Below are 22839 nucleotides of genomic sequence, written 5' to 3'. Positions count from 1 at the left end.
TAGAAAATGGCCAATTTTTACCAATTTGAGGTAACCACTTCTGCGCTGTTGCGGAACCACTGTACAAGGCGGCAGGAAAGGGCGCAGACGAAGGGCCGCCGCGGCGCGACGGCCCTTGTGTGACAGAAAGGAGAGGGCTTACTTGACCGCGCCGAGTGCGAGGCCCTTCACGAGATAGCGCTGCAGCCACGCGAACACGATCGACACCGGCAACGTCGCGCACAGCGTCGCGGCCATCACCAGATGCCATTCGACGACGTACTTGCCCGCCACCATATCCGTGACCTGCACGGTGAGCGTCTTGTTCTCGGGCGAGCGGATCAGCGTGTAGACGACGGCGAACTCGTTCCACGCATTGATGAACGTGAAGATGGCCGTCACGACGATGGCGGGCACCGCGAGGGGCAGAAACACCTTGAACACGGCGCGTGTGCGGCTGCATCCTTCGAGCCACGCGGATTCTTCGAGATCGCGCGGCACGGTCTGGAAATACGACGACAGCATCCACACGGCGAAGGCGATATTGAACGCCGCATACGAGACGATCACGCCGATCTTCGAGTCGACGAGATTGCCGTCGCCATACGGAATCATCGCGGCGAGACGGAACAGCCCGACCACGAGCAGAATCGGCGAAAGCATCTGCGTGACGAGCAGAAACTGTCGATACAGCCCGCGCCCGCGAAACGGAAAGCGCGCGAGCGCATACGCGGCGGGCAGGCTGACGGCGAGCGCGAGCGCCGTCGACAGCAGGCTGATGACAGTGCTGTTGCGCAAGGCGACGCCGAAGTTCGCGGCCGTCCACATGTCGACGAAGTTCTGCCATTGCCAGTGCATCGGCAGCCAGCGCGCCGGATAGACGAACACTTCGTTCGCAGGTTTCAGCGCGGTGAAGAACATCACCGCAAACGGGAACAACACGACCACGATAAGCGGCGACAGCGCGAGCCAGCACCACACGGTGCGTTTCATCTTCGCGTTCATGCGGGCTCTCCTTCTTTCGACGGCTGAATGCGCAGATACAGCACCGAAAACACGAACAGCATGATCAGCATGACGAGCGACACGGCCGCCGCCTGGCCCGGACGTCCGAGCCTGAAGCCGAGTTCGTACAGATAGGTGACGAGAATATGTGTGCCGTTGTCGGGGCCGCCTTGCGTCATCACCCAGATGATCGGGAACGAGTTGAACACGTAGATCACGTTGAGCAGGATCGCCATGTTCACGAACGGGCGCAGCAAGGGCAAGGTCAATTGACGGAACTGTTGCCACGCGCTCGCGCCGTCGATGCGCGCGGCCTCGTAGATGTCGCCCGGCACGGACGACAGGCCGCCGAGCAGGATCGTCACCGTGAACGGTATCGACACGAGAATACCGACTGCGATCTCGACGGGAAACGCCAGTTCGGGCGTCGCCAGCCAGTGAATCGGACCGCCGATCAACCCAAGCCGCTGCAGCGTCACGTTGACCATGCCGTAGTCGTCGTTGAACGCCCAGCGCCAGACGACGGCCGTCATCGTCAGCGACACGGACCACGGCAGCATGATGATCGTGCGCGCGATGCCGCGACCGTGGAAATCCTGATTCAGCACCAGCGCAACGGGCACCGAAATGATCACCGTGCCGCCGACGACGGCTGCCGTCCACACGATGGTCCGGCGCAGCGAATCGAGAAACACGGGGTCGGCGAACACCGTGAAGAAGTTCTTCAAGCCGGTGAAATCGCGAATCGCGCCGAAGCGCGAGACATCGTGTACCGACTGATACACGATGTTGAAGATCGGGTAACTGATGATGAACAGCGCGAGGATCAGACTCGGCGCGATCAGCCACCAGGGCGCGGCGGCGCGTGGCGAAATGGAACGGCTCATGCGTGCTCGATCGACGGATGCTTGGGCATTGGAACTCATGAAGCCCTCGGGACGGAATGGGCCGGCGGCGCTTTGCTTGAAAGCACTGCGCTTATCGAATGCGAAGCCGCATCGGCCTAAAACCGATGCGGCTTCCAGTACTACATCAACAGATCATCAAACCGCGCGTTACTGACCAAGCGCCTGATTCGCCTGGCTTGCGGCCTGTTTCAGCGCATCGTCAGGCTTGGACTTGCCGAGGTAGACGGCCTGCATCGCGTTGGTCACGGCCTTCGCGGTGTCTTCCCAGCCCGACACGGTCGGCGCGAAGCGCGCTTGCGGCAGCAGCGCGATGAAGGCCTTCGTGTCCGCATCGTTGAATGCGGGGTCGGCGGCCTCGGCCTTGGTGGTCGGCAGGAAACCTTCCGTGCTCGTGAACTCGACGCGCGGTTCCTTCGTGAACAGATAGTCGAGGAACTTCCAGGCGTCCTTCTTCACCTTCGAGTTCTTGAACATCACGATCGAATCGGTGACGGCATACGTCGCGCCATTCGTGCCGACGGGCAGCGGATCGATACCGTACTTCAGGTTCGGCGCTTCCTTCTTGATCTGCTTCGCGAGGAACGGCGCGGAGATCATCATCGCGACACGGCCCTGCTTGAAGAGGTTCTGCACGTCTTCACGGCTGTAGCCCGTGACGCCCGGCTGCGTCAGGCCCTGATCGATCATCGACTTGTACAGCGTCGCCGCCTTGATGCCCGCCGGCGAATCGAAACCGGCCTTGCCCTGCTTGTTCAGCACGTCGCCGCCGTTGGTCCACAGCGCGTAGTAGTAGTACACGTCGGTTTCGATTTCCTTGCCTTGCAGGCCGAAACCGGCAACGCCCTTCGCCTTCAGCTTCTTCGACGCATCGATCACGTCATTCCACGTCTTCGGGCCATTCGGATAACCGACGCTCGCGAGCAGATCCTTGTTGTAGTACAGCGCGCGTGCCGAAGCGGCGATCGGGAGGCCGTAGGTCTTGCCGTTGATCTGGCCGGGCGCGAGGAACGGGCCAATGAAGCGGTTCTTGAAGTTCGCGTCCATGTACGGGTCGAGCGGCTCGGCGACGTCGTCCTTCACGAAGTCGAGCAGCCAGCGCGTGCCGACGATCGCGAGATCGGCGTTGGCGTTGCCCGAGATATCCGTTTGCAGCTTCTGTTGAAGCGTGTCCCAGTTCACGTCCTCGATCTTGATCGTGGTGCCGGGGTTGGCCTTTTCGAACTGGCGGGCCATTTTTTCGAAGTACGGTGCCGTCGCGTCGCTGTAATGCGCGACCGTCACACGCACCGTATCGGCGTTCGCCGATAGGGCAAGACCTGCAAACGCGAGCGCTGCGGCGACTTTGCCGAGCGTAAGGGAAGCACGTGCATGCAACGACATTTCGTCTCTCCTGGGGTGGTCTGCCGCCGTTGCCGGCCGCTTGGGTTAAATTGTTTGAAAAAATCCTACACACGAAAAAAAAGCTTGTCACGTAGGGCTGACCATATTTTTTATCGGACGGTTTTGCGCATAACATGCTGTAAAGGATGGGCTTTTTGTGCGTTGCGGGGTGTTTGCCCTGGAAAGCGTCCGGATGGCTGGCAGACCGTGTAAATGTGCAATATGTAGGAAATTTACAAGCGGGCGCGGCTTTTGGCTGGACGGAAAAGGCCGCCCGCAGTTGTGAACATCGCAAAGAGGACAGGACATGAAGCGTGTCGTGCTGGTGACGGGAGCGTGCGGCGGGATCGGCAGCGTGTTGTGCCGGCGTTTCGTGCAGGACGGCGCGACGGTGCTCGCGCTCGATGTCGACGCGGCCGCGCTGGAGAAACTGGCTGCGGAACTGGGCGCCGACAGCGTGACGCCCATCGCCGTCGATCTGTGCGACGCCGACGCCGTGCGCGTAGCGGTCGCGCAGGCAGTCGAAAAACGCGGTCCCGTCGATGTGCTCGTTGCCAACGCTGGCGCGGCGCAAGGACTGACGCTCGCGAAGACGGACGCCGCGAGCTGGCGGCGCGACGTCGAGTTGAACCTGAACGGCACGTATCACACGGTCGAGGCGGTGCGCGCGTCGATGATCGAGCGCCAGCACGGATCGATCGTGCTGATCGGTTCCGTGAACGGCCTGGCGGCGCTCGGCCATCCCGCGTACAGCGCGGCGAAAGCGGGGCTGATCAGCTACACAAAAGCGCTGGCGATCGAGCTTGGCCGCTACGGGATTCGCGCGAACATCGTGTGTCCGGGCACGGTGAAGACACAGGCATGGCAGGCGCGCGTCGACAAGAATCCGCAGGTGTTCGAGGACCTGAAGAAGTGGTATCCGCTGCGCGACTTCGCGACGCCTGACGATATCGCCGACGCCGTGCTGTTTCTGGCGTCGCCGATGGCGCGCGTGATTACGGGCGTGGTGTTGCCCGTCGATGGCGGGCTGATGGCGGGCAACCGGCTGATGGCCGAAGAACTGACGCTCGAATCGCTGTAGCGCCTGAGTAAAAGCGCCCGAAACACGCGACACAACCGCAACCGACGATGAGGACAGCATGGCAGCAGTGCAACTGAGCGGCATCTACAAGCGTTACGGCGACACGCAGGTCGTGCACGGCATCGACCTGCATATCGACGACGGCGAGTTCGTCGTGCTGGTCGGCCCGTCCGGTTGCGGCAAGAGCACGCTGATGCGGATGGTGGCGGGCCTCGAGGAAATCAGCGGCGGCGATCTGATGATCGGCGGCACGCGCGCGAACGGCTTGCCGCCGCAGCAGCGCAATATCTCGATGGTGTTCCAGAGCTACGCGCTGTACCCGCATCTGTCCGTGTACGACAACATCGCGTTCGGTCCGCGTATCCGCAAGGAAGCGTCGACGAGTTTCAAGCCGCGCATCGAAGCCGCGGCGAAGATGCTGAATCTCAGCAGCTATCTGGACCGCCTGCCGCGCGCGCTGTCGGGCGGCCAGCGCCAACGTGTCGCGATGGGCCGCGCGGTGGTGCGCGAGCCGTCGCTGTTCCTGTTCGACGAGCCGCTGTCGAATCTCGATGCAAAGCTGCGCGTGCAGATGCGCACGGAGATCAAGGCGCTGCATCAGCGGCTGAAGAACACAGTGATCTACGTCACGCACGACCAGATTGAAGCGATGACGATGGCCGACCGTATCGTCGTGATGAACGCGGGGCGCATCGAGCAGATCGGGCGTCCGCTGGAACTTTATGACAGGCCGGCGAATCTGTTCGTCGCGAGCTTTCTCGGCTCGCCTTCGATGAATTTCGCCGAGGGCGAAGTGGTGAGCGCGCCGAACGGCGTCGCACTGAAACTCGCGGACGGCGTGCAGATTCCGCTGCACGGTGTGAGCCAGGCGGCAGCGCAGCCGGGCGCGAAGGTCACGCTCGGCGTGCGGCCCGAGCATATCGAAGCGTCGAATGAAGGCATTCCGATGGATGTCGAGGTCGTCGAGCCGACGGGCGCGGAGACGCATCTGTACGGCAAGATCGGCGGCGCGGCATGGTGCGTGACGATGCGCCAGCGCGCGTCGATCGAGCCGGGCCAGCGCGTGACGGTGCGCTTTCCGGATCAGCACACGCATTTGTTCGACACGGAGAGCGGCAACCGACTGGGCTGACAGCATCAGACCGGCACCGATGACATGCCGCTGATTCATCTTCCATCCAAAGGAACGCACGGGTGTCCGCACCGAACCTGATTCCTCACATCCGCAGCGCGCTCGAGTCGCTGCGGCCCGCCGAGCGCAAGGTCGCCGACATGGTGCTGTCCGATGTCGACTTCGCGATGCGCGCGAGCATCACCGAGCTTGCGCAACGCGCGGACGTGTCGGAGCCTTCCGTCACGCGTTTTTGCCGCGCGGTGGGCGCGCATGGTTTGCGCGACTTCAAGATGCAGCTTGCGCAGAGCGTCGCGGGTGGGATGCCGTATGCGTCGACGGCCGTGGCGCGGGGCGACGACACGCAGACGCTGATCGACAAGGTCGGCGAAGCGGCTGTCGAGGGCATCACGCAGGCGCGCAGCGCAATCGATCCTGTTGCGGTGAATGCTGCGCTCGCGGCGCTGGCGAGCGCGCGGCGCGTGTATTTCTTCGGTGTCGGCTCGGGTTCGGGACTCGTCGCGCAAGACGCGGCGTTGCGTTTTTTGCGGCTCGATATCGCCGCGAGCGCTTTCACGGATGCGCATTTGCAGCGGCTTTACGCGGGCCTGCTCGAACCCGGCGATGTCGCGTTCGCCATTTCGCACTCGGGCCGCAGCGTCGAAGTGAACGAGAGCATGCAGATTGCGAAGGAGCGCGGCGCGACGACGATCGCGCTGACCAATGTCGGCTCGCGGCTGGCGTGGCTCGTCGATATTCCGCTGCTGCTGCGCGTGCCGAGTCCTATCGATCCGAACACGCCGGGCGTGTCGCGGCTCGTACATCTGTGTGTGATGGATGCGCTTGCGATTGGCGTCGCGTTGCGGCTGGAGCCGCACACGCTGGAGAAGATGCGCCATGCGAAGGCGCGGCTGTCGCAGGAGACGGATGCGGCGGCGGAGGATGGGGCGCAATAGTCTTCACAGCGCGCTCAGCCCTGCACGTACCCAAACCTTCGCGACAATCTTTGCGTCGCCGCCAGCAACGTTTGCGCGGCGCCACCTTGTGTATCGCTGTCGAAACTTCCCGCCGTGCCCATCAACGCGATCACCAGCACGATGCTGCCGGTGTGATCGAACACGGGCGCGGCCAGCGTGCTGATGCCTGGGATCGGCCTGTTGAGCGCGGTGTCGATGCCCTGCTCGCGAATTTGCGCGAGACGTTCCGCATACGGCGGCGCGAGCTTTGCATCGTGCGTATCCGAGGCCGACGCGCCTGCCAGCCGTAGATGATCTTGCGCAAGCAGACCCTGGCGCACATCGTCGGCGACGTAGGCGGCGAACACGCGGCCAATCGCCGTGTTCACGAGCGACATCACCGTACCGACGCGCAAGCTCACATGCAGTGGCCGCGCGGATTCTTCGAGCCGCACGACAGTTGGCCCGAGCGGACCGAGCACGGCCATCGCGACGCTCATGCCCGTCGTCACCGCGAGATCGACGATTTCCGGCTCGGCCTCGCGGGTCGGCGACAGACGCTGCAAACCGATCAGCCCGAGTTCGAGCGCGAGCGGCCCCGCTTCGAAACAGCCGGACGCATCGCGGCTCAACAGGCCGATCTTCTGCAGGCTCACCAGATGAGGAAACGCCTTCGCAGGCGGCATATCCGCTGCCGCGGCGAGATCGCGCAGCGACAACGGCTTGCCCGCCGCGACCAAAGCCGTTAGCAGTTCGCCCGTACTGTCGAGCGACTGGATGCCGCGCTGCTGTTTCGCGTCGGCATTCTCGGACGATGTGTTTTCGAGTGCTTCTTTCATGTTCAATCCGCCGCGATATCCGCGCCGATGTCACGTGCCGCCTGTCGAAGCGCGCCCGCGACGGGTCCGTCCCAGTTCACATCGATCGCGCCGCTCGGCCCGATCACCGTCAGCGCGAGACACAGTTGCCCGTGGGCATCGAGCACCGGCGCGGCAAGGCTGCTGATGCCGGGGCTGGGCGCATCGATGCCGCGTTCGATGCCGCGCTCGCGGATCGCCGCGAGCGTCGCGTCGAATGCTTTGCGCTCCGAAGGCGCCACGATCTCGCCCGCGCCGCCCGACTGGTTCGCCCACATCGTCTGCAAGGTCTCGGGCGCGAGGTGCGCGCAGAACACGCGTCCCGTCGATGTCGCGGGCAACGACATCACCGTGCCCACGTGCAGGTTCACATGCAGCGGAAACCCCGCATGTTCGTATCGAACGATGGTCGGGCCTTGCGGCGCCACCGTGCAGATCGCAACGCTGAATCCAATTTCTTCCGCCAAAGCCGCGACGCGCGGCACGGCGGCGCGAAACGCCGGCTGGTTCGCCAGCTGCATCAGGCCAAGCCTTAAAGACAGCGGCCCCGGCTCGTAGCGTCCCGACAGTTCATCGCGCTTGATGAGGCCGAGCCGCGTGAGGCTCACGAGATACGCATGCGCCTGGCCGGGCGCGATGTCGGCGCTCGTCGCGAGATCGGACAGCGCGAGCGGCGTGCGTGCTCTCGCGAGCGCATGCAGCACCCGTCCGCCGACCTCGACGCTCTGGATGCCGCGTTGCTGCTTGCCCGAACCTGTCGCCTCGTCGTCTTTTGCCGTCTTCGCCATGCCGCTCACGTCGCCTGTATCGGAAAAAAAGGTCCATGTTAAACGAACGCCAACCTTCGGCCCGTTCGAGCCCTGAACTGCCCAGGGTATACGAGAAATTAGCGTATAGCGATACGTTTCGCTATTGACAAATAATCGGCAGAGTCTAAGATGAAATCACTCCGGCCTGATAGTCGCCGGACATCATTCCAATCAGACAGGACGAGACACCTCACTACCGCTGCGCCAGCGCGCCGCGTCTCGCCCGTCGCCCCTCAATCAACGGAGACGAGCATGGCCAAGGCATTCGCATCGCAAGCCGACCTCGAAGAAAAGAAGATCACGTGGACGCAGCTGTCCGAGAACGCGTATGCGTACACGGCGGAGGGCGACCCGAACTCGGGCGTCGTGATAGGCGACGACGGCGTGCTGATCGTCGACACCACCGCGACGCCGGCAATGGCGCAAGACCTGATCGCGAAGATCCGCAGCGTCACCGACAAGCCGATCAAATACGTCGTCCTGTCGCACTACCACGCGGTGCGCGTGCTCGGCGCATCGGCGTATTTCGAAGAGGGCGCGCAGCAGATCATTGCGAGTCGCGGCACGTATGAAATGATCGTCGAGCGCGGCGAGGCCGATATGAAGTCGGAGATCGAGCGCTTTCCGCGTCTCTTTGCAGGCGTCGAAACGGTGCCGGGCCTCACGTGGCCGACGCTCGTGTTCGAGAAGGAAATCACGCTGTTCCTCGGCAAGCTCGAAGTGCGCATCGCGCATCTCGGCGCAGGTCACACGAAGGGCGATACCGTCGTGTGGCTGCCGTCGCAGAAGGTGCTGTTCTCCGGCGATCTCGTCGAATACGACGCCGCCTGCTATTGCGGCGACGCGCAACTCGAACAGTGGCCCGCCACGCTCGAGGCGCTGCGCGCGTTGAACGCGAACATGCTCGTGCCGGGTCGCGGCCCCGCGCTGACCACGCCGGAAGACGTGAACAAAGGTCTCGACTACACGAAGGACTTCGTCACGACGTTGCTGCAAAGCGGCCGCGAAGCCGTCGCCGACAAGCTGGATCTGAAGGCCGCGATGGCGCACACGCGCAAGGCGATGGACCCGAAGTTCGGCCATGTCTTCATCTACGAGCATTGCCTGCCGTTCGACGTGTCGCGTGCGTATGACGAAGCGAGCGGCATCACGCATCCGCGCATCTGGACCGCGCAGCGCGACAAGGACATGTGGGACGCGCTGCAGGCTTGATGACGCAGCAATAGCTCAGTGCAGATGGATGGAGACAGCAGAATGAGCAGCATCAACTATCAGACTTTGTCGTTCGAATACCGGCGCTGTGCCGAGCAGGACGCAGTCGCAGCGACGACAGACGCGGCGCGGCATCCTGTCATCGTGGTCGGGGCGGGGCCTGTCGGTCTCGCGACGGCGATCGATCTCGCGCAGCAAGGCATTTCCGTCGTGCTCGTCGACGACGATTGCTCGCTCGCTACCGGTTCGCGCGCAATCTGTTTTTCGAAGCGATCGCTCGATATCTTCGACCGCCTCGGCTGCGGCGACCGCATGGTCGACAAGGGCATCAGCTGGAACGTCGGCAAGGTGTTCCTGCAGGACGAGATGGTGTACACGTTCAATCTGCTGCCGGAGGCGGGGCATCATCGGCCCGCGTTCATCAATCTGCAGCAGTACTACGTCGAAGGGTTTCTGCTCGAACGCGCGCAGTCGCTGCCGAACATCGACATCCGCTGGAAGAGCAAGGTGGTCGGCTTGCAGCAGCAAGGCGAGCCGGGTTCGGCGGACGCATTCGTCACGCTCACCGTGGAGACGCCCGAAGGCGAGTACGCATTGTGCGGCCGCTATGTGGTCGCGGCCGACGGCTCGCGCAGCCCGATCCGCAACATGATGGGCCTCGACAGCAAGGGCCGCGTGTTCAAGGACCGTTTTCTGATCGCCGACGTGAAGATGGAAGCGGAGTTTCCGAGCGAACGCTGGTTCTGGTTCGATCCGCCGTTTCATCCTAATCAATCGGTGTTGTTGCATCGGCAGCCGGATAACGTGTGGCGGATCGATTTTCAACTCGGCTGGGACGCTGACCCTGCGCTTGAGAAAACGCCTGAACGTGTGCTGCCGCGCGTACGCGCGCTGCTCGGGCCGGACGTCAAGTTCGAGCTGGAATGGGTCAGCGTTTATACGTTCTCGTGTCTGCGCATGGAGCGCTTCCGGCATGGCAACGTGCTGTTCGTCGGCGACGCGGCGCATCTGGTTTCGCCGTTCGGCGCGCGCGGTGCGAATAGCGGCTTTCAGGATGCGGAGAATGTGGCGTGGAAACTGGCGATGGTACTGGGCGACCGCGCGCCCGATGCGTTGCTCGACACGTATGCGAGCGAACGCGAATACGCCGCCGATGAAAACATCCGCAACTCGACGCGCTCGACTGACTTCATCACGCCCAAGTCGCCTGTCAGCCGCACGTTTCGCGACGCCGTATTGAAGCTTGCGCGCAAGCATCCGTTTGCGCGTCAGCTCGCGAACAGCGGGCGGCTTTCGGTGCCTGCCGTGCTGCGCGATTCGGCGCTCAACTCGGTCGATAACGACGGCTTCGAAGGCAAGATGGTGCCGGGCGCTTCGTGCGTGGATGCGCCTGTTTTATCGAATGGCACGCCGGCATGGCTGCTAGCGCAACTCGGCAATGCTTTTACGGGTGTCGTTTTTTGCGGCAAGGAAGGCATAGATGCGCAGACGCAACGCGCGTTGAAGACGCTGCAGACGGGTTCGATTCCTTTCAGGCTCGTTGTCGTCACATCGCACGGAATACATCATGATCTGCATGATGCCGCCGTGCTCGAAGACGCGGAAGGCCTCGCATGGTCGCGCTACGACGCCACGCCCGGCACGTTCTATCTGATTCGTCCGGACCAGCACGTGTGCGCGCGCTGGCGCACGTTCGACGCGACGCAGGTCGAGGCGGCGCTCAAGCGGGCGCTGTGTGTGGAAGGCGTTGCCTGAGCACGCCGACGCGCAACGAAACGATAAAAGCTGGAGACAAAACGTGGCACTCATCACGCAACTCAATCTGACGCAGCCCGACGACTTCTACGAAGCGCTGATCGACATGCACCGCGATTTCGACGAAGCGCAAAGCCAGGCCGCCAACGCACAGCTGATTCTGCTGCTCGCGAATCATATCGGCGATTACGCGACGCTGATGGAGGCGATCCGATACGCGCTCGAAGGCGTCGATCAGCCGAATCCATCTGCTGCGCAGCACACGGCCGACGCGCCGCGCGTCGCCGCCTGATCACCCGATGCGGCTCGCCCATTAGACGAAGCGCGAGCCGTCTTCCCTGACAACACGGCGCAACAGACGCCGGACCCAATGGGTCCGATGGACCCGCATTGCCTGGAGATCTCGATGAGTCAGTCAATCACGCATGCCTATGAGCCCGGCGAACCCGCCGCCGCGTATCAGGACGACAGCGCGCTGTATCGCAAGGTGACGTTGCGGATCGTGCCGTTTCTGTTTCTCTGCTACGTTATTTCGTTTCTCGATCGCATCAACATCGGCTTCGCGCAATTGCAGATGAAGCACGACCTCGGCTTCGGCGATGCGATGTACGGACTCGGCGCGGCCGTCTTCTATATCGGCTATGTGCTGTGCGAAGTGCCGAGCAACCTGCTGCTCGCGCGCTTTGGCGCGCGTCGCACGTTCACGCGGATCATGCTGCTGTGGGGCATTGCATCGGTATGCATGATGTTCGTGTCGCAGGCTTCGCATTTTTATCTGCTGCGCTTCATGCTCGGCGTGTTCGAAGCGGGCTTCTTTCCTGGCATCGTGCTGTATCTGACGTATTGGTATCCGGCGCGGCGGCGTGCCGTGATCCTGTCGATTTTCTTCGCAGGCGTTGCGGTGGCGGGCGTGCTCGGCGGTCTGGTCTCCGGCTGGATCATGCGCGACATGGCGGGCGTGATGGGCCTGTACGGCTGGCAATGGATGTTCGCCATTGAAGGCGCGCCCGCTGTCGTGCTGGGACTGCTCGCGGCGTTCTGGCTGGTCGACGGCCCGCAGCAGGCAACGTGGCTCACGCCGCAGGAAAAGGCGCATCTGATCGAGCAGCGCGACGCCGAGCATCGGCCCACGAACTCGCACTCGTCGCGCGCATTCATCGACGCCTTGCGCAACCCGCGCGTCTATCTGTTCGCGTTCATCTACTTCTCGCTGACGTGCGCATCGCTGACGCTCAACTTCTGGATGCCGCTGATGATCCGCGACTTCGGCGTGCACGACGTGTTGTGGATCAGCCTGTACACGGTGATTCCGAACGCGATCGGCGCGGTTGGCCTGATTCTGATCGCGCGACATTCGGATCGTCACGGCGAGCGGCGCAAGCATTTCGCGGCGTGCACGATCGGCGGCGGCATCGCGCTTTCGCTGTTGACGCTGCATTTGAGCAGCTTTGCCGCGATGCTCGGCATTCTTTCGATTGCCGCCGTGCTGATTTTCGCCGCGCTGCCGATCTTCTGGACGGTGCCGTCCGGTTACCTGTCGGGCAAGGCTGCGGCAGCGGGTATTGCGTTGATCAGCAGTATCGGGATTACGAGCGGCATCGTGAGTCCGTGGGTCATTGGCCTCATCAAGACGCATACGGGCAGCATGGACAACGCGTTGTATCTGTTGACGGCATTGTTGTTCATGAGCGGGATCGCGCTGCTGCGTGGGGTGCCTGAGAAGCGGGTCGTGGGATAAAGGCGCGGGTCGATGTGTCGACGTTCATGCGGCTCGCCGCGTTCGCGTTCTCGACGTTATCTGTCGATGTGTGCGGACGGGCGGGCCGATTTCATCTTCAACGCGACGCGATTGGCTTTGTCCGCATGCGTGCGGCGTTATCCGATTAGACGGAATTCGCGCCTGCGAGCGGCGACGTTTCGGCACGTGTCGCGCAACTAACCGTCCTTCCGGATATGCGCCCACCTGTTTGGCCGCCGCGCTTGGACTGCTCGCTTTCCTACAAAACGGGCCATCCACCCAAACCCAATACCCACAAGGCTATGCGCCCTGCATCGCCCAATCCCACGCCTTCAAAAAAACCCATCCGTCAAGCATAAACGTCATCAAAAAATAATAAGAATAGGCTGATATTTGATTGAGAATGATTCGCGTTTACGTTAGATTCGCTTCCATCTGACCGATAGCGACATGGAGACGATTCGATGGCTGAATCAATGGCGAGGTTTGCCGCGCGGATCGACCGACATCCGGCGGCGTTCGCAAGCGGAGCACTGGACGACATCGATTGCGAGCCGTCCGGCACGCCCACCGAAGCACACGCGAGCGAAAGCGAAGAACGCGGCTGCGAAGGACTGCTGCTCGACGTGCTGATCGAAAATCGCCGCTCGCTGATCCAGCTTGCGCGGTCGTTCGTCGGCTGTTCGAGCCGCGCCGAAGACGTGGTGCACGACGTCTTCATCAAGCTCACGGGCTTTTCGAACCAGGACGACGTGCGGCAACCGCTCGCCTACGTGGCGCGCATGGTGCGCAACGCATCGATCGACGCGTGCCGCCGTCAGTCGCTCGAAAACACGTGGCACGCATGCGAGGAAGATGGGCTCGATGTGCCATCGCCCGAACCGACGCCGGAGTCCGCGCTCGTCACGCGCGACTCGCTGCGCCACGCGTTCGACGCCCTCGCGCAATTGCCCGAACGCACGCGCAGTGCTTTCGAGCGCGTGCGTCTGCGCGAAGAGACCTTGCAGGAAACCGCGCGCGCCTTGAACGTCTCGCAGACGCTCGTGCATTTCATGGTTCGCGACGCCGCGAAGCATTGCGCGGACTGCATGCACGCAGGCGCGAAAAACGTCGCGTATGGAAAGACGGCAGGCCGCACTAAAAAAAGCTGCGCGTCGAACGTCAAGCAGATGACGGCCTAGCGAATACACGCAGGCAAACGTTCAACTGCATCTCACCTGATACGCAAGCAGACACGACATGACCCAGAACACGCATCAAGACGCACAGGACGACGTTCAATACACGGTCGTCATCAACGACGAAGAACAGTATTCGATCTGGCCGACGTTTCGCGACGTGCCCTCGGGCTGGCGCGAAGTCGGCGTGCGCGGAGCGAAAGCCACGTGCCTCGAACATATCGAAACCGTGTGGACCGACATGCGACCCGCGAGCCTGCGCCGTCACATGGACGCCGCGCCGACGACGCGCTGAGCTCTACGCTGCCGCCCTGCAAGGCGGAACGCAGCAAAGATTCTCGCGCGCCACGAGCGCGCCGCGCGAGACCGTTCTTCGAGCCGCGTCAATGCGTTATCAACGCATGATCGGCGCGGCCCGCCACTGAGGACACGTCATGACAGCGTCTCTCCCGACACTCGACGACTTGCGCATCGAGCCCGGCCTGCCGACCATCGTGTCGCCGCGCCACGACCAGTCGATCACGCTCGAAGCCGCCGCGCCGCTGTTGCGCGACATCGCGAACAACTGCATCGAGCGCGCCGGCGGCGTGCTGTTCACGGGCTTCGCCGTGCCGTCGATCGACACGTTCCAGCAATTCGCTGCTTCGTTCGGCTCGCCGCTGATCGGCTATGAGTTCGCGTCGACGCCGCGCAGCCAGGTCGAAGGCGCCGTGTACACGTCGACGGAATATCCGCCGCATCGCTCGATTCCGCTGCACAACGAGCAGTCGTACACGCGCGAATGGCCGATGCGCATCTGGTTCCATTGCGCGCTCGCCGCGCGTTCCGGCGGCGCGACGCCGATCGCCGACAGCCGCGCGATCTATCGCGCGCTCGACCCCGCGTTGATCGAACGCTTCGCGCGACGCGAACTGCTGTACGTGCGCAATTTCGGCCAGGGGCTCGACTTGCCGTGGCAACAGGCGTTCGGCACCGAAGACCCGCGCGCCGTCGATGCGATGTGCGCGGCGCGCGGCATCGATTGCGAATGGCGCGAAGACGATGACGGCGAACCGCTGCTTCGTACCCGCGAGCTTTGCCAGGCGGTTGCCGTGCATCCACGCACGGGCGAGCGCGTGTGGTTCAACCAGGCGCATCTGTTCCATCTGTCCGCGCTCGATGAAGACATGCAGGAAGCGCTCGTCGATGCAGTGGGCCTCGACAACGTGCCGCGCAACGTCTATTACGGCGACGGCGCGCCGCTCGAAGCGGACGCGCTCGCGGAGATTCGCGGCGTGCTGGATCAACAGCGCATCGTGTTTCCGTGGACGGGCGGCGACGTGGTGATGCTCGACAACATGCTGACGGCACATGCGCGCGATCCCTTCGAAGGCCCGCGCAAGGTCGTCGTCGCGATGGCGGAAAGCTACAGCGTTCCGGCCAGCGCGCGACCGCTCAGATCATTTGCCACCGCTACATGACTCGATGAAAAGCAGTTCGAACCTGGCACTGTCGGCGCGTTCGCTGACGGTGGGATACCGCGATCACGTCGTCATCGATTCGCTCGACATCGACATTCGCGCGAATCGCGTCACCGCGCTGTGTGGGCCGAACGGTTGCGGCAAGAGTACGCTGCTGCGCTCGCTCGCCGGTTTGCAGCCCGCAATGGCGGGCGAGGTGACGGTCGCGGGCAAGGCGCTTGCGTCGTATCGACGGCGCGATCTCGCGCGCACGCTGACGATGCTTTCGCAATTCAACCAGATTCCCGCCGGTCTCTCCGTGCGCGATCTGGTCGCGTACGGACGCTACGCGCACGGCGGCTGGATGCGCGGCTTGTCGAAGGAAGATCGCGCGGCGATCGACGACGCGCTAGCCGCGGCCGGTATCGCCGACGATGCCGCGCGCGATGTCGCCGCGCTCTCTGGCGGCGAGCGCCAGCGCGCGTGGATTGCGATGGCGCTCGCGCAACGCGCGCCCATCGTGCTGCTCGACGAGCCGACCACGTACCTCGACATTCATCATCAACTCGACATTCTCAGCGAGCTGCGCCGGCTGAATCGCGAGCGCGGTCTGACGATCGTCTGGGTGCTGCACGATCTGAATCAGGCCGCTGCATACAGCGATGAAATCGTGTTGATGCGCGCGGGCCGTATCGTCGCGCAAGGCACGCCTGACGCGATCATCGACCCGCAGCATCTCGAAGCGACCTTCGGCGTGCCGATGTTGCGCATCGCGCATCCGCAGACGGGCGCACCGATGTGCGTGCCCGCTCATGCCGAAAGCGATGAGCTGGCCAGCGCATCCGCCGACAAGGGCCTTGCCGCATGACCACGCTTGCCGCGAGAAAACGCATGCAGCGCGCGCAGACACGCGCGTTGCCGAGTTGGCGTGAGGCGCAGCATAGCCGCGTCGGCGTGTTGACGTTCGCGCTGCTCGCGATGATCGGCGTGATTGCGGCGCTGCGCCTCGCTCCCGATCTGTCGATGTTGCTGCACGCCGCAACGTCGAATGCAGCACATGACACCGACGAACACGCGCTCGCGCATGTGCTGCTGTTCAATCTGCATTTGCCGCGCGTGCTGGCCGCGCTGGTGGCGGGCGGATGCCTCGGCGTATCGGGTGCATTGTTCCAGTCGCTGACGCGTAATCCGCTCGCGTCGCCGGATCTGCTCGGCATCACGGGCGGCGCGCAGCTCGGCCTGCTCGCCGCGATGCTGATACCGGCGCTGGCGGGCACGGCTTCCGTGCCGCTGCTGTTCGGCTGCGGCCTGCTCGCCGCTGCCTGCGTCGCGGCGGCAGCGGGCGGCTGGCGCGCGACGCCGTTGCGCATGGTGCTCGCGGGCAGCGTCTGCATGCTGCTGTTCTCGGCGATTTCGACGCTCACGCTCGCGTTCTTCGAGCAAAGCATCGCGGGCGTCGCGCTGTGGGCGAGCGGCAGCCTTTATCAACCGGGCGCGGACGGACTGGCTACCGCAGTGTTGTGGCTGCTATTGCCGCTCGCGGCGCTGCCGTTCGTCGTGCGTCCACTCGATCCCATCGCGCTCGGCGACGACGCAGCGCTTGCCGTCGGCGTGCGCGTGGATACCGCGCGCTTTTATGCGCTGCTCGTCGCGATCGGCTTCGCGAGCGTGGCGGTGAGCGTTGCAGGGCCGATGTCGTACGTCGGGCTGATTGCGCCGAATCTGCTACGTCATTTACGCGGCTCGCGCTCGACGCGACTCGCCGCACTCGCACCGTTGTCCGCGCTGGTCGGCGCGCTGCTCGTGCTCGCAACCGATAGCGCCGTGCTCGCACTCGATCTGGACGGCACGCTGTCGACGGGCGTGGCAATCGCGGTAGTCGGCACGCCGCTGATGCTCGCGATGATCCGTCACGGCGGCGCATGGACCTCAGCGCTTACGCAAGCCGGCGAGGCTTCCACGCAAGCGGCGCGCGGCCGATTCGCTACGTGGATCACGGGACTTTCTCCGCTTGGCGCGGGTTCGATCGTGATTGCCGTCGCGGCTATTTCGATCTACGCCGCAGGCACGTTGGGCGAAACCACGCTCGATCCGTCGCGCTGGCTCAGCGCATTGAACGGCAGCGACAGTGTCGCGCGCATGCTGCTCGATCTGCGTTTGCCGCGCGTGGTGTGCGCGTTGCTTGCAGGCGCGATGCTTGCGGCCAGCGGCGTGCTGATGCAAAGCGTCGTGCGTAATCCGCTTGCCGGGCCGGAGGTGCTGGGCGTCGCGCAAGGCGCCTCACTTGCGACGCTCGTCGCGCTGCTGTTCTGGCCACTTGCCGCGCACGCGACGATTGCTATGTCGTCGCTGATCGGCGGCGGCGTCACGCTCATCGCGATTCTCGCGCTGAACCGGCGCATGCGTTACGCGCCGCTTGCGGTTGCGTTGACGGGGCTGGTCGTTGGCACGTTGTGGACCACGCTCGCGCAATGGGTGATCGTGCAGGAAAGCGTGCAGCCCGCGCGCTTCGTCGTGTGGCTGGTGGGCGGAACCTATGGCCGCAGCTGGAGCGATGTGCTCGCGCTGTTGCCGTGGTGCGCGCTCGCGCTGCCTGCGTTCGTGCTGCTCGCGCGTCCGCTCAATCTGCTCGCACTCGGCGACGATCAGGCCGCATCGCTCGGCTTGCCCGTCGCGATGCTGCGTCCGCTTGCGCTGACGGTGGCGACAATCGCCGCCTGCGCGGCCGTCGCGGCGGTCGGACCGATCGGTTTTGTCGGCCTGATGGCGCCACATCTCGCGGCGATGCTTGGAGCGCGCGCGCATCGCGTGCGCTTGTGGCTCGCGGCGATCTGCGGCGCAGCGATTCTTGCCGCTGCCGACATCGGCGCGCGCACGCTGCTCGCGCCGCGCGAAATTCCCGCGGGCGTGCTGACGGCACTGATCGGTGCGCCGTATCTGCTCGCGCTGCTGATCGTGCAGGCAAGGCGCGAACGCACGCGCGGACGGTGAACATGCTCTCTGCAGCGAAACCGTTCGCGTCGCTTGTCGCCGATACGCCCTTTGCCGCGTATGTCGAACGCGTGTGGCTCGGCATGCCCGTTGAAACGTCAGACACCAGCGACGCCACGCAAGTGCGCGTGCCGCTCACGCAACTCGCGACGCAGCGCGAAGCGATGCTCGATGCCATGCTCGTGCGTTACGGCGGCGATCCCGAACGTCACGCACGCGCTCTGCTGTCGCAGTGGAGCAAATACTATTTCGGCCTTGTCGTGCCCGCCGCGCTGGTGTCCGCGCTCGCCTTGCAAAGACCGCTCGACATGAACCCCGCGCGCTGTGTGCTGTTGCTGCGCGAAGGCATGCCTGAAGCGCTGTATCTGCCGCACGATGCACTCGCGGACTCGACGGACGATCCCGCGCGCCGTTATGCGTCATTGATCGATGAGCATCTGCGTGGCGTGATCGATCTGCTCGCGGGCATGACGAAGATCGCGCCGCGCGTGCTATGGAGCAACGTCGGCAATCTGCTGGACACGCTGTTCGAGCAATGCGCGGCGATGCCGGGCGCGGCCCGCGACGCCGCGTGGATGTTCGAATCGCGCGCGCTGTTCGGCGGCGACGAGCCGAACCCGCTACGCGTGCCCGTGCGCAACGTGACACCGCGTTCGACGCTGCTGCCCGCGCCGTTTCGCGCGCGCCGCGTCTGCTGTGTGCGCTATGAAATACCCGGAGAAGATCAACTGTGTGCGAGCTGTCCGCTACTACTCACGATGAGCGACGAAGATCTCGCGCGGCAAGAGGCCATACGATGAAGCAGGCGCTGCGCGCGACCGTATGTGCTGCGTGCCTTGCGTTTGCCTGTACTGCGAACGCTGCAGGCGCGACACCAGCGCCTCGCGACGCGGTCGCGCTCTCGTGTACGCCGCTGTCCGCGAATCCCACCGTGACACAGGCGAGCGACACGTTGCCCGCGCATCCTAAGCGCATCGTCGTGCTCGAATTCCTGTTCGCCGAAGCGCTGCTTTCGCTCGACGTCACGCCTGCCGGCATGGTCGACACCGCGTATTACCCGTCGTGGATCGGCTATGGCGTCGAGCGCATGAAGTCCGTGCCCGATGTCGGAACGCGCCAGGAGCCGAGCCTCGAAGCGATTGCCGCGCTCAAACCCGACCTGATCATCGGCGTTGGCTTCCGGCACGCGCCGATCTTCGCAGCGCTTCAATCGATCGCGCCGACCGTGTTGTTCCAGTTCAGCCCGGAGATGAAGCTCGACGGCGCGCAGGCGACGCAGCTCGAATGGGCGCGGAGGATCTTCGATACGATCGGTTGCATTACGGGGCGCACGGTTCAGGCGCAAGCCGTCGAACGGCAGCTCGATGAGGGCCTCGCACGCGATGCAAAGCGTCTGGCCGATGCGGGCCGCTCGCATGTTGACTTTGCGTTGTTGCAGGAACTGGGTTTGCCCGACCGGTACTGGGCCTACACGAGCAACAGTATGGCGGGCGGCGTCGCGAAGAAGCTCGGTGTGACGCTATGGCCTTCGAAGCCGACTCGCGAAGGGACGACTTATCTGACGTCGGAGGATTTCTTGAAACGCCCCCAGACGAGTGTGTTGCTGACGAGCGCAACTGGGCCGGAAGTGACGCTTGATGCGAAGCTCGATTCGCCTGTCTGGAGATTTGTGCCTGCTCGGCGTGAGGGACGGGTGACGTTGGTCGAGCGTAATGTTTGGGGGTTTGGTGGGCCGATGTCGGCGTTGAGGTTGTCGCAGGCTATGACTGATGCGTTGCTTTCGCTGCCGGTGGGATCGTCCGCTTCGCGGTGATGGTGGTTTGGTTTTGCTTTTTGTTTTTTGGTTTTTGATTTTGGCGGCATTCGTGTTGCGCGGGCGGTTTGGTTGTTTTGCCTTTGCGTTGGCATCCGCGTGATGTTATTGGTCTGCAAACGTTGCCCCTGTGCGGGGCGGCACCTACTTTTCTTTGCCGCCGCAAAGAAAAGTAGGCAAAAGAAAGCGGCTCACACCGCCAGCCCGTGTTCTCATCCACGGGCCCCCAACGTCCGCATCCCTCACACGGCAGTGCCCTGGCCAGTTCTCGTTGCCATCGCTTCGAATGAACGCCTCACCCGCTTCGAATACCCGTACTTGAGCCAGCGGCAGCGAATGGTTTGCGCCGCCCAGGTGGCAAACTGTGTGTAGGTTATCGCGTCGTATAGGGCAGCGCTTTTACAGGGTGGAACGCGTGCGCTATCGGTCCGGAGTGAGGCGTGTGGAGTGCTTGGGCCTACACACAGTTTGCCACCTGGGCGGCGGTGGAATAGCTGGTACGGCGTGCTGTAACGCGGGAGCGCAAAGCGGGTGAGGCGCATCGCAAGAGCGCTGGCAACGAACATGGGTCACATGGTTGCCGTGTGAAGCGCAAGACCCTATGGGGGCCCTCAGGCAAACACAAGAACTGGCGGTGTGAGCCGCTTTCTTTTGCCTACTTTTCTTTGCGGCGGCAAAGAAAAGTAGGTGCCGCCCCGCACAGGGGCAACGCTTGCGAACCAATAACATCACGCGGATGCCAGCGCAAAAAAACCCTTCAACTCGCATCAACCTTGGTCTGAATCACATCAACCTGAACCGACGGCACACGGACAGTGCCACTTCCAGCAACCGCCCGCGGCGCACCGCGCGTCTCATTCACAATCGCCCCGTTATCCAGCTTCAGCACGCGGTCAGCAAGTGAAAAATAACGATCATCATGCGTAATCACAACGACCGTCTTGCCGCGCCCGCGCAACTCCGGCAACAGTTGCTCATAGAACACAGCCTTGAACGAAGGATCCTGATCGGCCGCCCATTCATCGAACAGATAAAACGGTCGATCTTCAAGATACGCAACCACCAGCGCAAGGCGCTTGCGCTGCCCCGTCGATAGCGCACGCGTCGAGAACGTGCCGTTCTCCACACTCACCTTGTGATCGAGCGCAAGCTTCGCGATCAACGCATTGGCGCGCTCATCGGCGGCGGCGCGGGCGCTTTCGTTCGTGTCGTCCGGATCGACGATGCCGAGCAACGTGTCGAACAGATGAAAGTCGTTGAACACCGTCGAGAAGCGCTCTCGATACGCAGGCCGCGTGTCCCGCGTGACGGGCAAACCATCCACTTCGATGACGCCGCCTTCCGGCTCATACAGACCCGTCAGCACCTTCGCGAGCGTCGTCTTGCCGCTGCCGTTGCCGCCGACGATGAACACCAGTTCGCCCGGCTTGAACGTCAGGTCGATTGGCCCAATGCGGAACATGCGCTCGTCGCGCTCGTGGAAATACGCATGCGTAATGCCGCGCAACGTGAGCGTGTCAAAGGCCGCGACCTGAGCGCCGGAGGAAGGCACTGGCAAGGCCGCCGCGTGATGCGGCTCCTCGAACTCCGCGAGCACACGCTCGATTCGTTCCAGCGACACGCGCGCCGCGTTGACCGTCGGCAGATTGTTCAGCAGACCATCGAGCGGCACCAGCATGAACAGGAACACGATCACATAACCGGCGGCGGCTTGCGCATCGGCATGCACGCCGATGGATGGCAGGAAGGTCGCCGCGCCGAGGAATACGTAGAACAGAAAGATGATCCAGCCGACGCCGATCGCATAGGCGACGAACGCGCGACGCCGATGGTCGCGCACTTCGTTGATCGCGGCACCCAGTTGCCCGTCGACGAATTGCCGCGCGCGCTCCCGATGCAGCTTCAGTTCTTTCGCACCCGCGAACAGCGAGCCGAGGTAATCGAACAGCCGGTCTTGCGCGCTGCCCGCGGCTTCGAGCGACGCGATCGCGCGAATATCGCCAAACCGGTAACCCAGCGAGCCGACGACGATCGCACTGAGCGCCAGCACGCAAACGGGCCACGACAGCCACGCGAGATAGGCAAGGCAGCCCGCGACGATCGAGCCGTGCATGACGATGTTCGGCAGCGCGAAGAACAGCATCGACACGTTGGTGGCGTCGTCGGTGAGGATCGATTGCACGGGCGCCGCGCCGACACGCTCGACGTCGCGCAACTCGGCAGCCGCGACGCGCGCGGACACATGCTCGCGCATGCGGCCCATCGTGTCCTGCGACAGCCCCGCGAACAACACGCCCGAAACGATGCGCGCAATCAGTGCAACCAGCGCGCATGCAGCGAAGCGCAACGCGAGCGGCAGATCGGCGGCGGCGGGCGCGCTCAGCGCGCGATTGAGCGTCGCGACCAGCAATACGCTCGACACGCCATTGGCAACGCATGCGACCAGCGCGAGCGCGAGCGCGCCGCGCGAGCGTCGTAATAGCGATAACAGCAGACGGGTAGCGGGTTTGTTCGGGCGATCCGAACCATTCACGGGCGGTGCGTTGGAAACAGTCATCGAAAGCGGGCGTGAGAGTGAAGGTGCGCAGAGCGCATGAAGGGTCATCCATCGAATAGACGTTTGAGCC

General features: G+C 63.5%; 20 protein-coding genes. 14 read left to right on the top strand and 6 right to left on the bottom strand.

Annotation, left to right across the window (positions count from 1 at the left end; all coding sequences use genetic code 11):
• Positions 1–138: 138 nt before the first annotated feature.
• The 3 genes from PPGU16_RS24090 to PPGU16_RS24080 form a co-directional block, all read right to left on the bottom strand.
• Positions 139–984 (bottom strand): carbohydrate ABC transporter permease, encoded by an 846-nt coding sequence (locus PPGU16_RS24090; RefSeq protein WP_035999640.1) that lies wholly within the window; start codon positions 982–984, stop codon positions 139–141.
• Positions 981–1871, bottom strand: coding sequence for a carbohydrate ABC transporter permease (locus PPGU16_RS24085; RefSeq protein WP_180722919.1), 891 nt, complete (start codon positions 1869–1871; stop codon positions 981–983). Before PPGU16_RS24085 ends, PPGU16_RS24090 begins: the two co-directional genes overlap by 4 nt.
• 168 nt (positions 1872–2039) lie before the next feature.
• Complete coding sequence (locus PPGU16_RS24080) at positions 2040–3272, bottom strand: ABC transporter substrate-binding protein (RefSeq protein ID WP_180722918.1); 1233 nt, start codon at positions 3270–3272, stop codon at positions 2040–2042.
• A 307-nt stretch (positions 3273–3579) separates the two neighbouring features.
• Between PPGU16_RS24080 and PPGU16_RS24075 the strand changes: the two genes are divergently transcribed.
• From PPGU16_RS24075 to PPGU16_RS24065, 3 genes are all read left to right on the top strand, one after another.
• Entirely contained in the window at positions 3580–4353 is a 774-nt protein-coding gene (locus PPGU16_RS24075; RefSeq protein ID WP_180722917.1) for an SDR family oxidoreductase, read from the top strand.
• 58 nt (positions 4354–4411) lie between these two features.
• A complete protein-coding gene (locus PPGU16_RS24070) occupies positions 4412–5485 on the top strand; it encodes an ABC transporter ATP-binding protein (protein WP_180722916.1) in 1074 nt (357 codons plus the stop codon).
• Between the two features lie 62 nt (positions 5486–5547).
• On the top strand, positions 5548–6420 hold the full coding sequence (locus tag PPGU16_RS24065) for a MurR/RpiR family transcriptional regulator (RefSeq protein ID WP_091779138.1): 873 nt from the start codon (positions 5548–5550) through the stop codon (positions 6418–6420).
• Between the two features lie 14 nt (positions 6421–6434).
• On the opposite strand, the gene PPGU16_RS24060 is transcribed toward PPGU16_RS24065, so the two are convergent.
• Together PPGU16_RS24060 and PPGU16_RS24055 are read right to left on the bottom strand one after the other, a co-directional pair.
• Complete coding sequence (locus PPGU16_RS24060; RefSeq protein WP_180722915.1) at positions 6435–7259, bottom strand: IclR family transcriptional regulator; 825 nt, start codon at positions 7257–7259, stop codon at positions 6435–6437.
• A gap of 2 nt (positions 7260–7261) precedes the next feature.
• Positions 7262–8065: an IclR family transcriptional regulator gene (locus PPGU16_RS24055; RefSeq protein WP_180722914.1), complete on the bottom strand. Its 804-nt coding sequence runs from the start codon at positions 8063–8065 to the stop codon at positions 7262–7264.
• 273 nt (positions 8066–8338) lie between these two features.
• Between PPGU16_RS24055 and PPGU16_RS24050 the strand changes: the two genes are divergently transcribed.
• The 11 genes from PPGU16_RS24050 to PPGU16_RS24000 all read left to right on the top strand — a co-directional run bounded on the left by PPGU16_RS24050 (position 8339) and on the right by PPGU16_RS24000 (position 20212).
• Positions 8339–9298 carry an MBL fold metallo-hydrolase gene (locus PPGU16_RS24050; RefSeq protein WP_180722913.1) on the top strand — a complete coding sequence of 320 codons (960 nt, stop codon included), beginning with the start codon at positions 8339–8341 and terminating at the stop codon, positions 9296–9298.
• A 42-nt stretch (positions 9299–9340) separates the two neighbouring features.
• Positions 9341–11053 carry an FAD-dependent oxidoreductase gene (locus tag PPGU16_RS24045; protein ID WP_180722912.1) on the top strand — a complete coding sequence of 571 codons (1713 nt, stop codon included), beginning with the start codon at positions 9341–9343 and terminating at the stop codon, positions 11051–11053.
• A gap of 43 nt (positions 11054–11096) precedes the next feature.
• On the top strand, positions 11097–11345 hold the full coding sequence (locus tag PPGU16_RS24040; protein WP_180722911.1) for a DUF2783 domain-containing protein: 249 nt from the start codon (positions 11097–11099) through the stop codon (positions 11343–11345).
• A gap of 114 nt (positions 11346–11459) precedes the next feature.
• Positions 11460–12791: an MFS transporter gene (locus PPGU16_RS24035; protein ID WP_180722910.1), complete on the top strand. Its 1332-nt coding sequence runs from the start codon at positions 11460–11462 to the stop codon at positions 12789–12791.
• 464 nt (positions 12792–13255) lie between these two features.
• Entirely contained in the window at positions 13256–13972 is a 717-nt protein-coding gene (locus PPGU16_RS24030; protein WP_180722909.1) for an RNA polymerase factor sigma-70, read from the top strand.
• A gap of 58 nt (positions 13973–14030) precedes the next feature.
• On the top strand, positions 14031–14264 hold the full coding sequence (locus PPGU16_RS24025; protein WP_180722908.1) for an MbtH family protein: 234 nt from the start codon (positions 14031–14033) through the stop codon (positions 14262–14264).
• A gap of 139 nt (positions 14265–14403) precedes the next feature.
• The gene (locus PPGU16_RS24020; protein ID WP_180722907.1) at positions 14404–15429 is read left to right on the top strand and encodes a TauD/TfdA family dioxygenase; all 1026 of its coding nucleotides are present in this window, start codon (positions 14404–14406) and stop codon (positions 15427–15429) included.
• Positions 15430–15433: 4 nt separating this feature from the next.
• On the top strand, positions 15434–16276 hold the full coding sequence (locus PPGU16_RS24015; protein ID WP_180722906.1) for an ABC transporter ATP-binding protein: 843 nt from the start codon (positions 15434–15436) through the stop codon (positions 16274–16276).
• A complete protein-coding gene (gene fhuB / locus PPGU16_RS24010; protein WP_180722905.1) occupies positions 16273–18399 on the top strand; it encodes a Fe(3+)-hydroxamate ABC transporter permease FhuB in 2127 nt (708 codons plus the stop codon). Before PPGU16_RS24015 ends, fhuB begins: the two co-directional genes overlap by 4 nt.
• Positions 18400–18401: 2 nt before the next feature.
• Complete coding sequence (gene fhuF / locus PPGU16_RS24005) at positions 18402–19199, top strand: siderophore-iron reductase FhuF (protein ID WP_180722904.1); 798 nt, start codon at positions 18402–18404, stop codon at positions 19197–19199.
• Entirely contained in the window at positions 19196–20212 is a 1017-nt protein-coding gene (locus PPGU16_RS24000) for an ABC transporter substrate-binding protein (protein ID WP_180722903.1), read from the top strand. The genes fhuF and PPGU16_RS24000 overlap by 4 nt, the downstream gene beginning before the upstream one ends.
• 757 nt (positions 20213–20969) lie before the next feature.
• Here the strand turns inward: PPGU16_RS24000 and PPGU16_RS23995 are convergent.
• On the bottom strand, positions 20970–22769 hold the full coding sequence (locus tag PPGU16_RS23995; RefSeq protein WP_180722902.1) for a cyclic peptide export ABC transporter: 1800 nt from the start codon (positions 22767–22769) through the stop codon (positions 20970–20972).
• Positions 22770–22839 lie beyond the last annotated feature (70 nt).

The sequence above is a fragment of the Paraburkholderia largidicola genome, assembly GCF_013426895.1.
Classification (GTDB): Bacteria; Pseudomonadota; Gammaproteobacteria; order Burkholderiales; family Burkholderiaceae; genus Paraburkholderia; species Paraburkholderia largidicola.
This window is presented reverse-complemented; position numbering and strand designations above follow the sequence as displayed.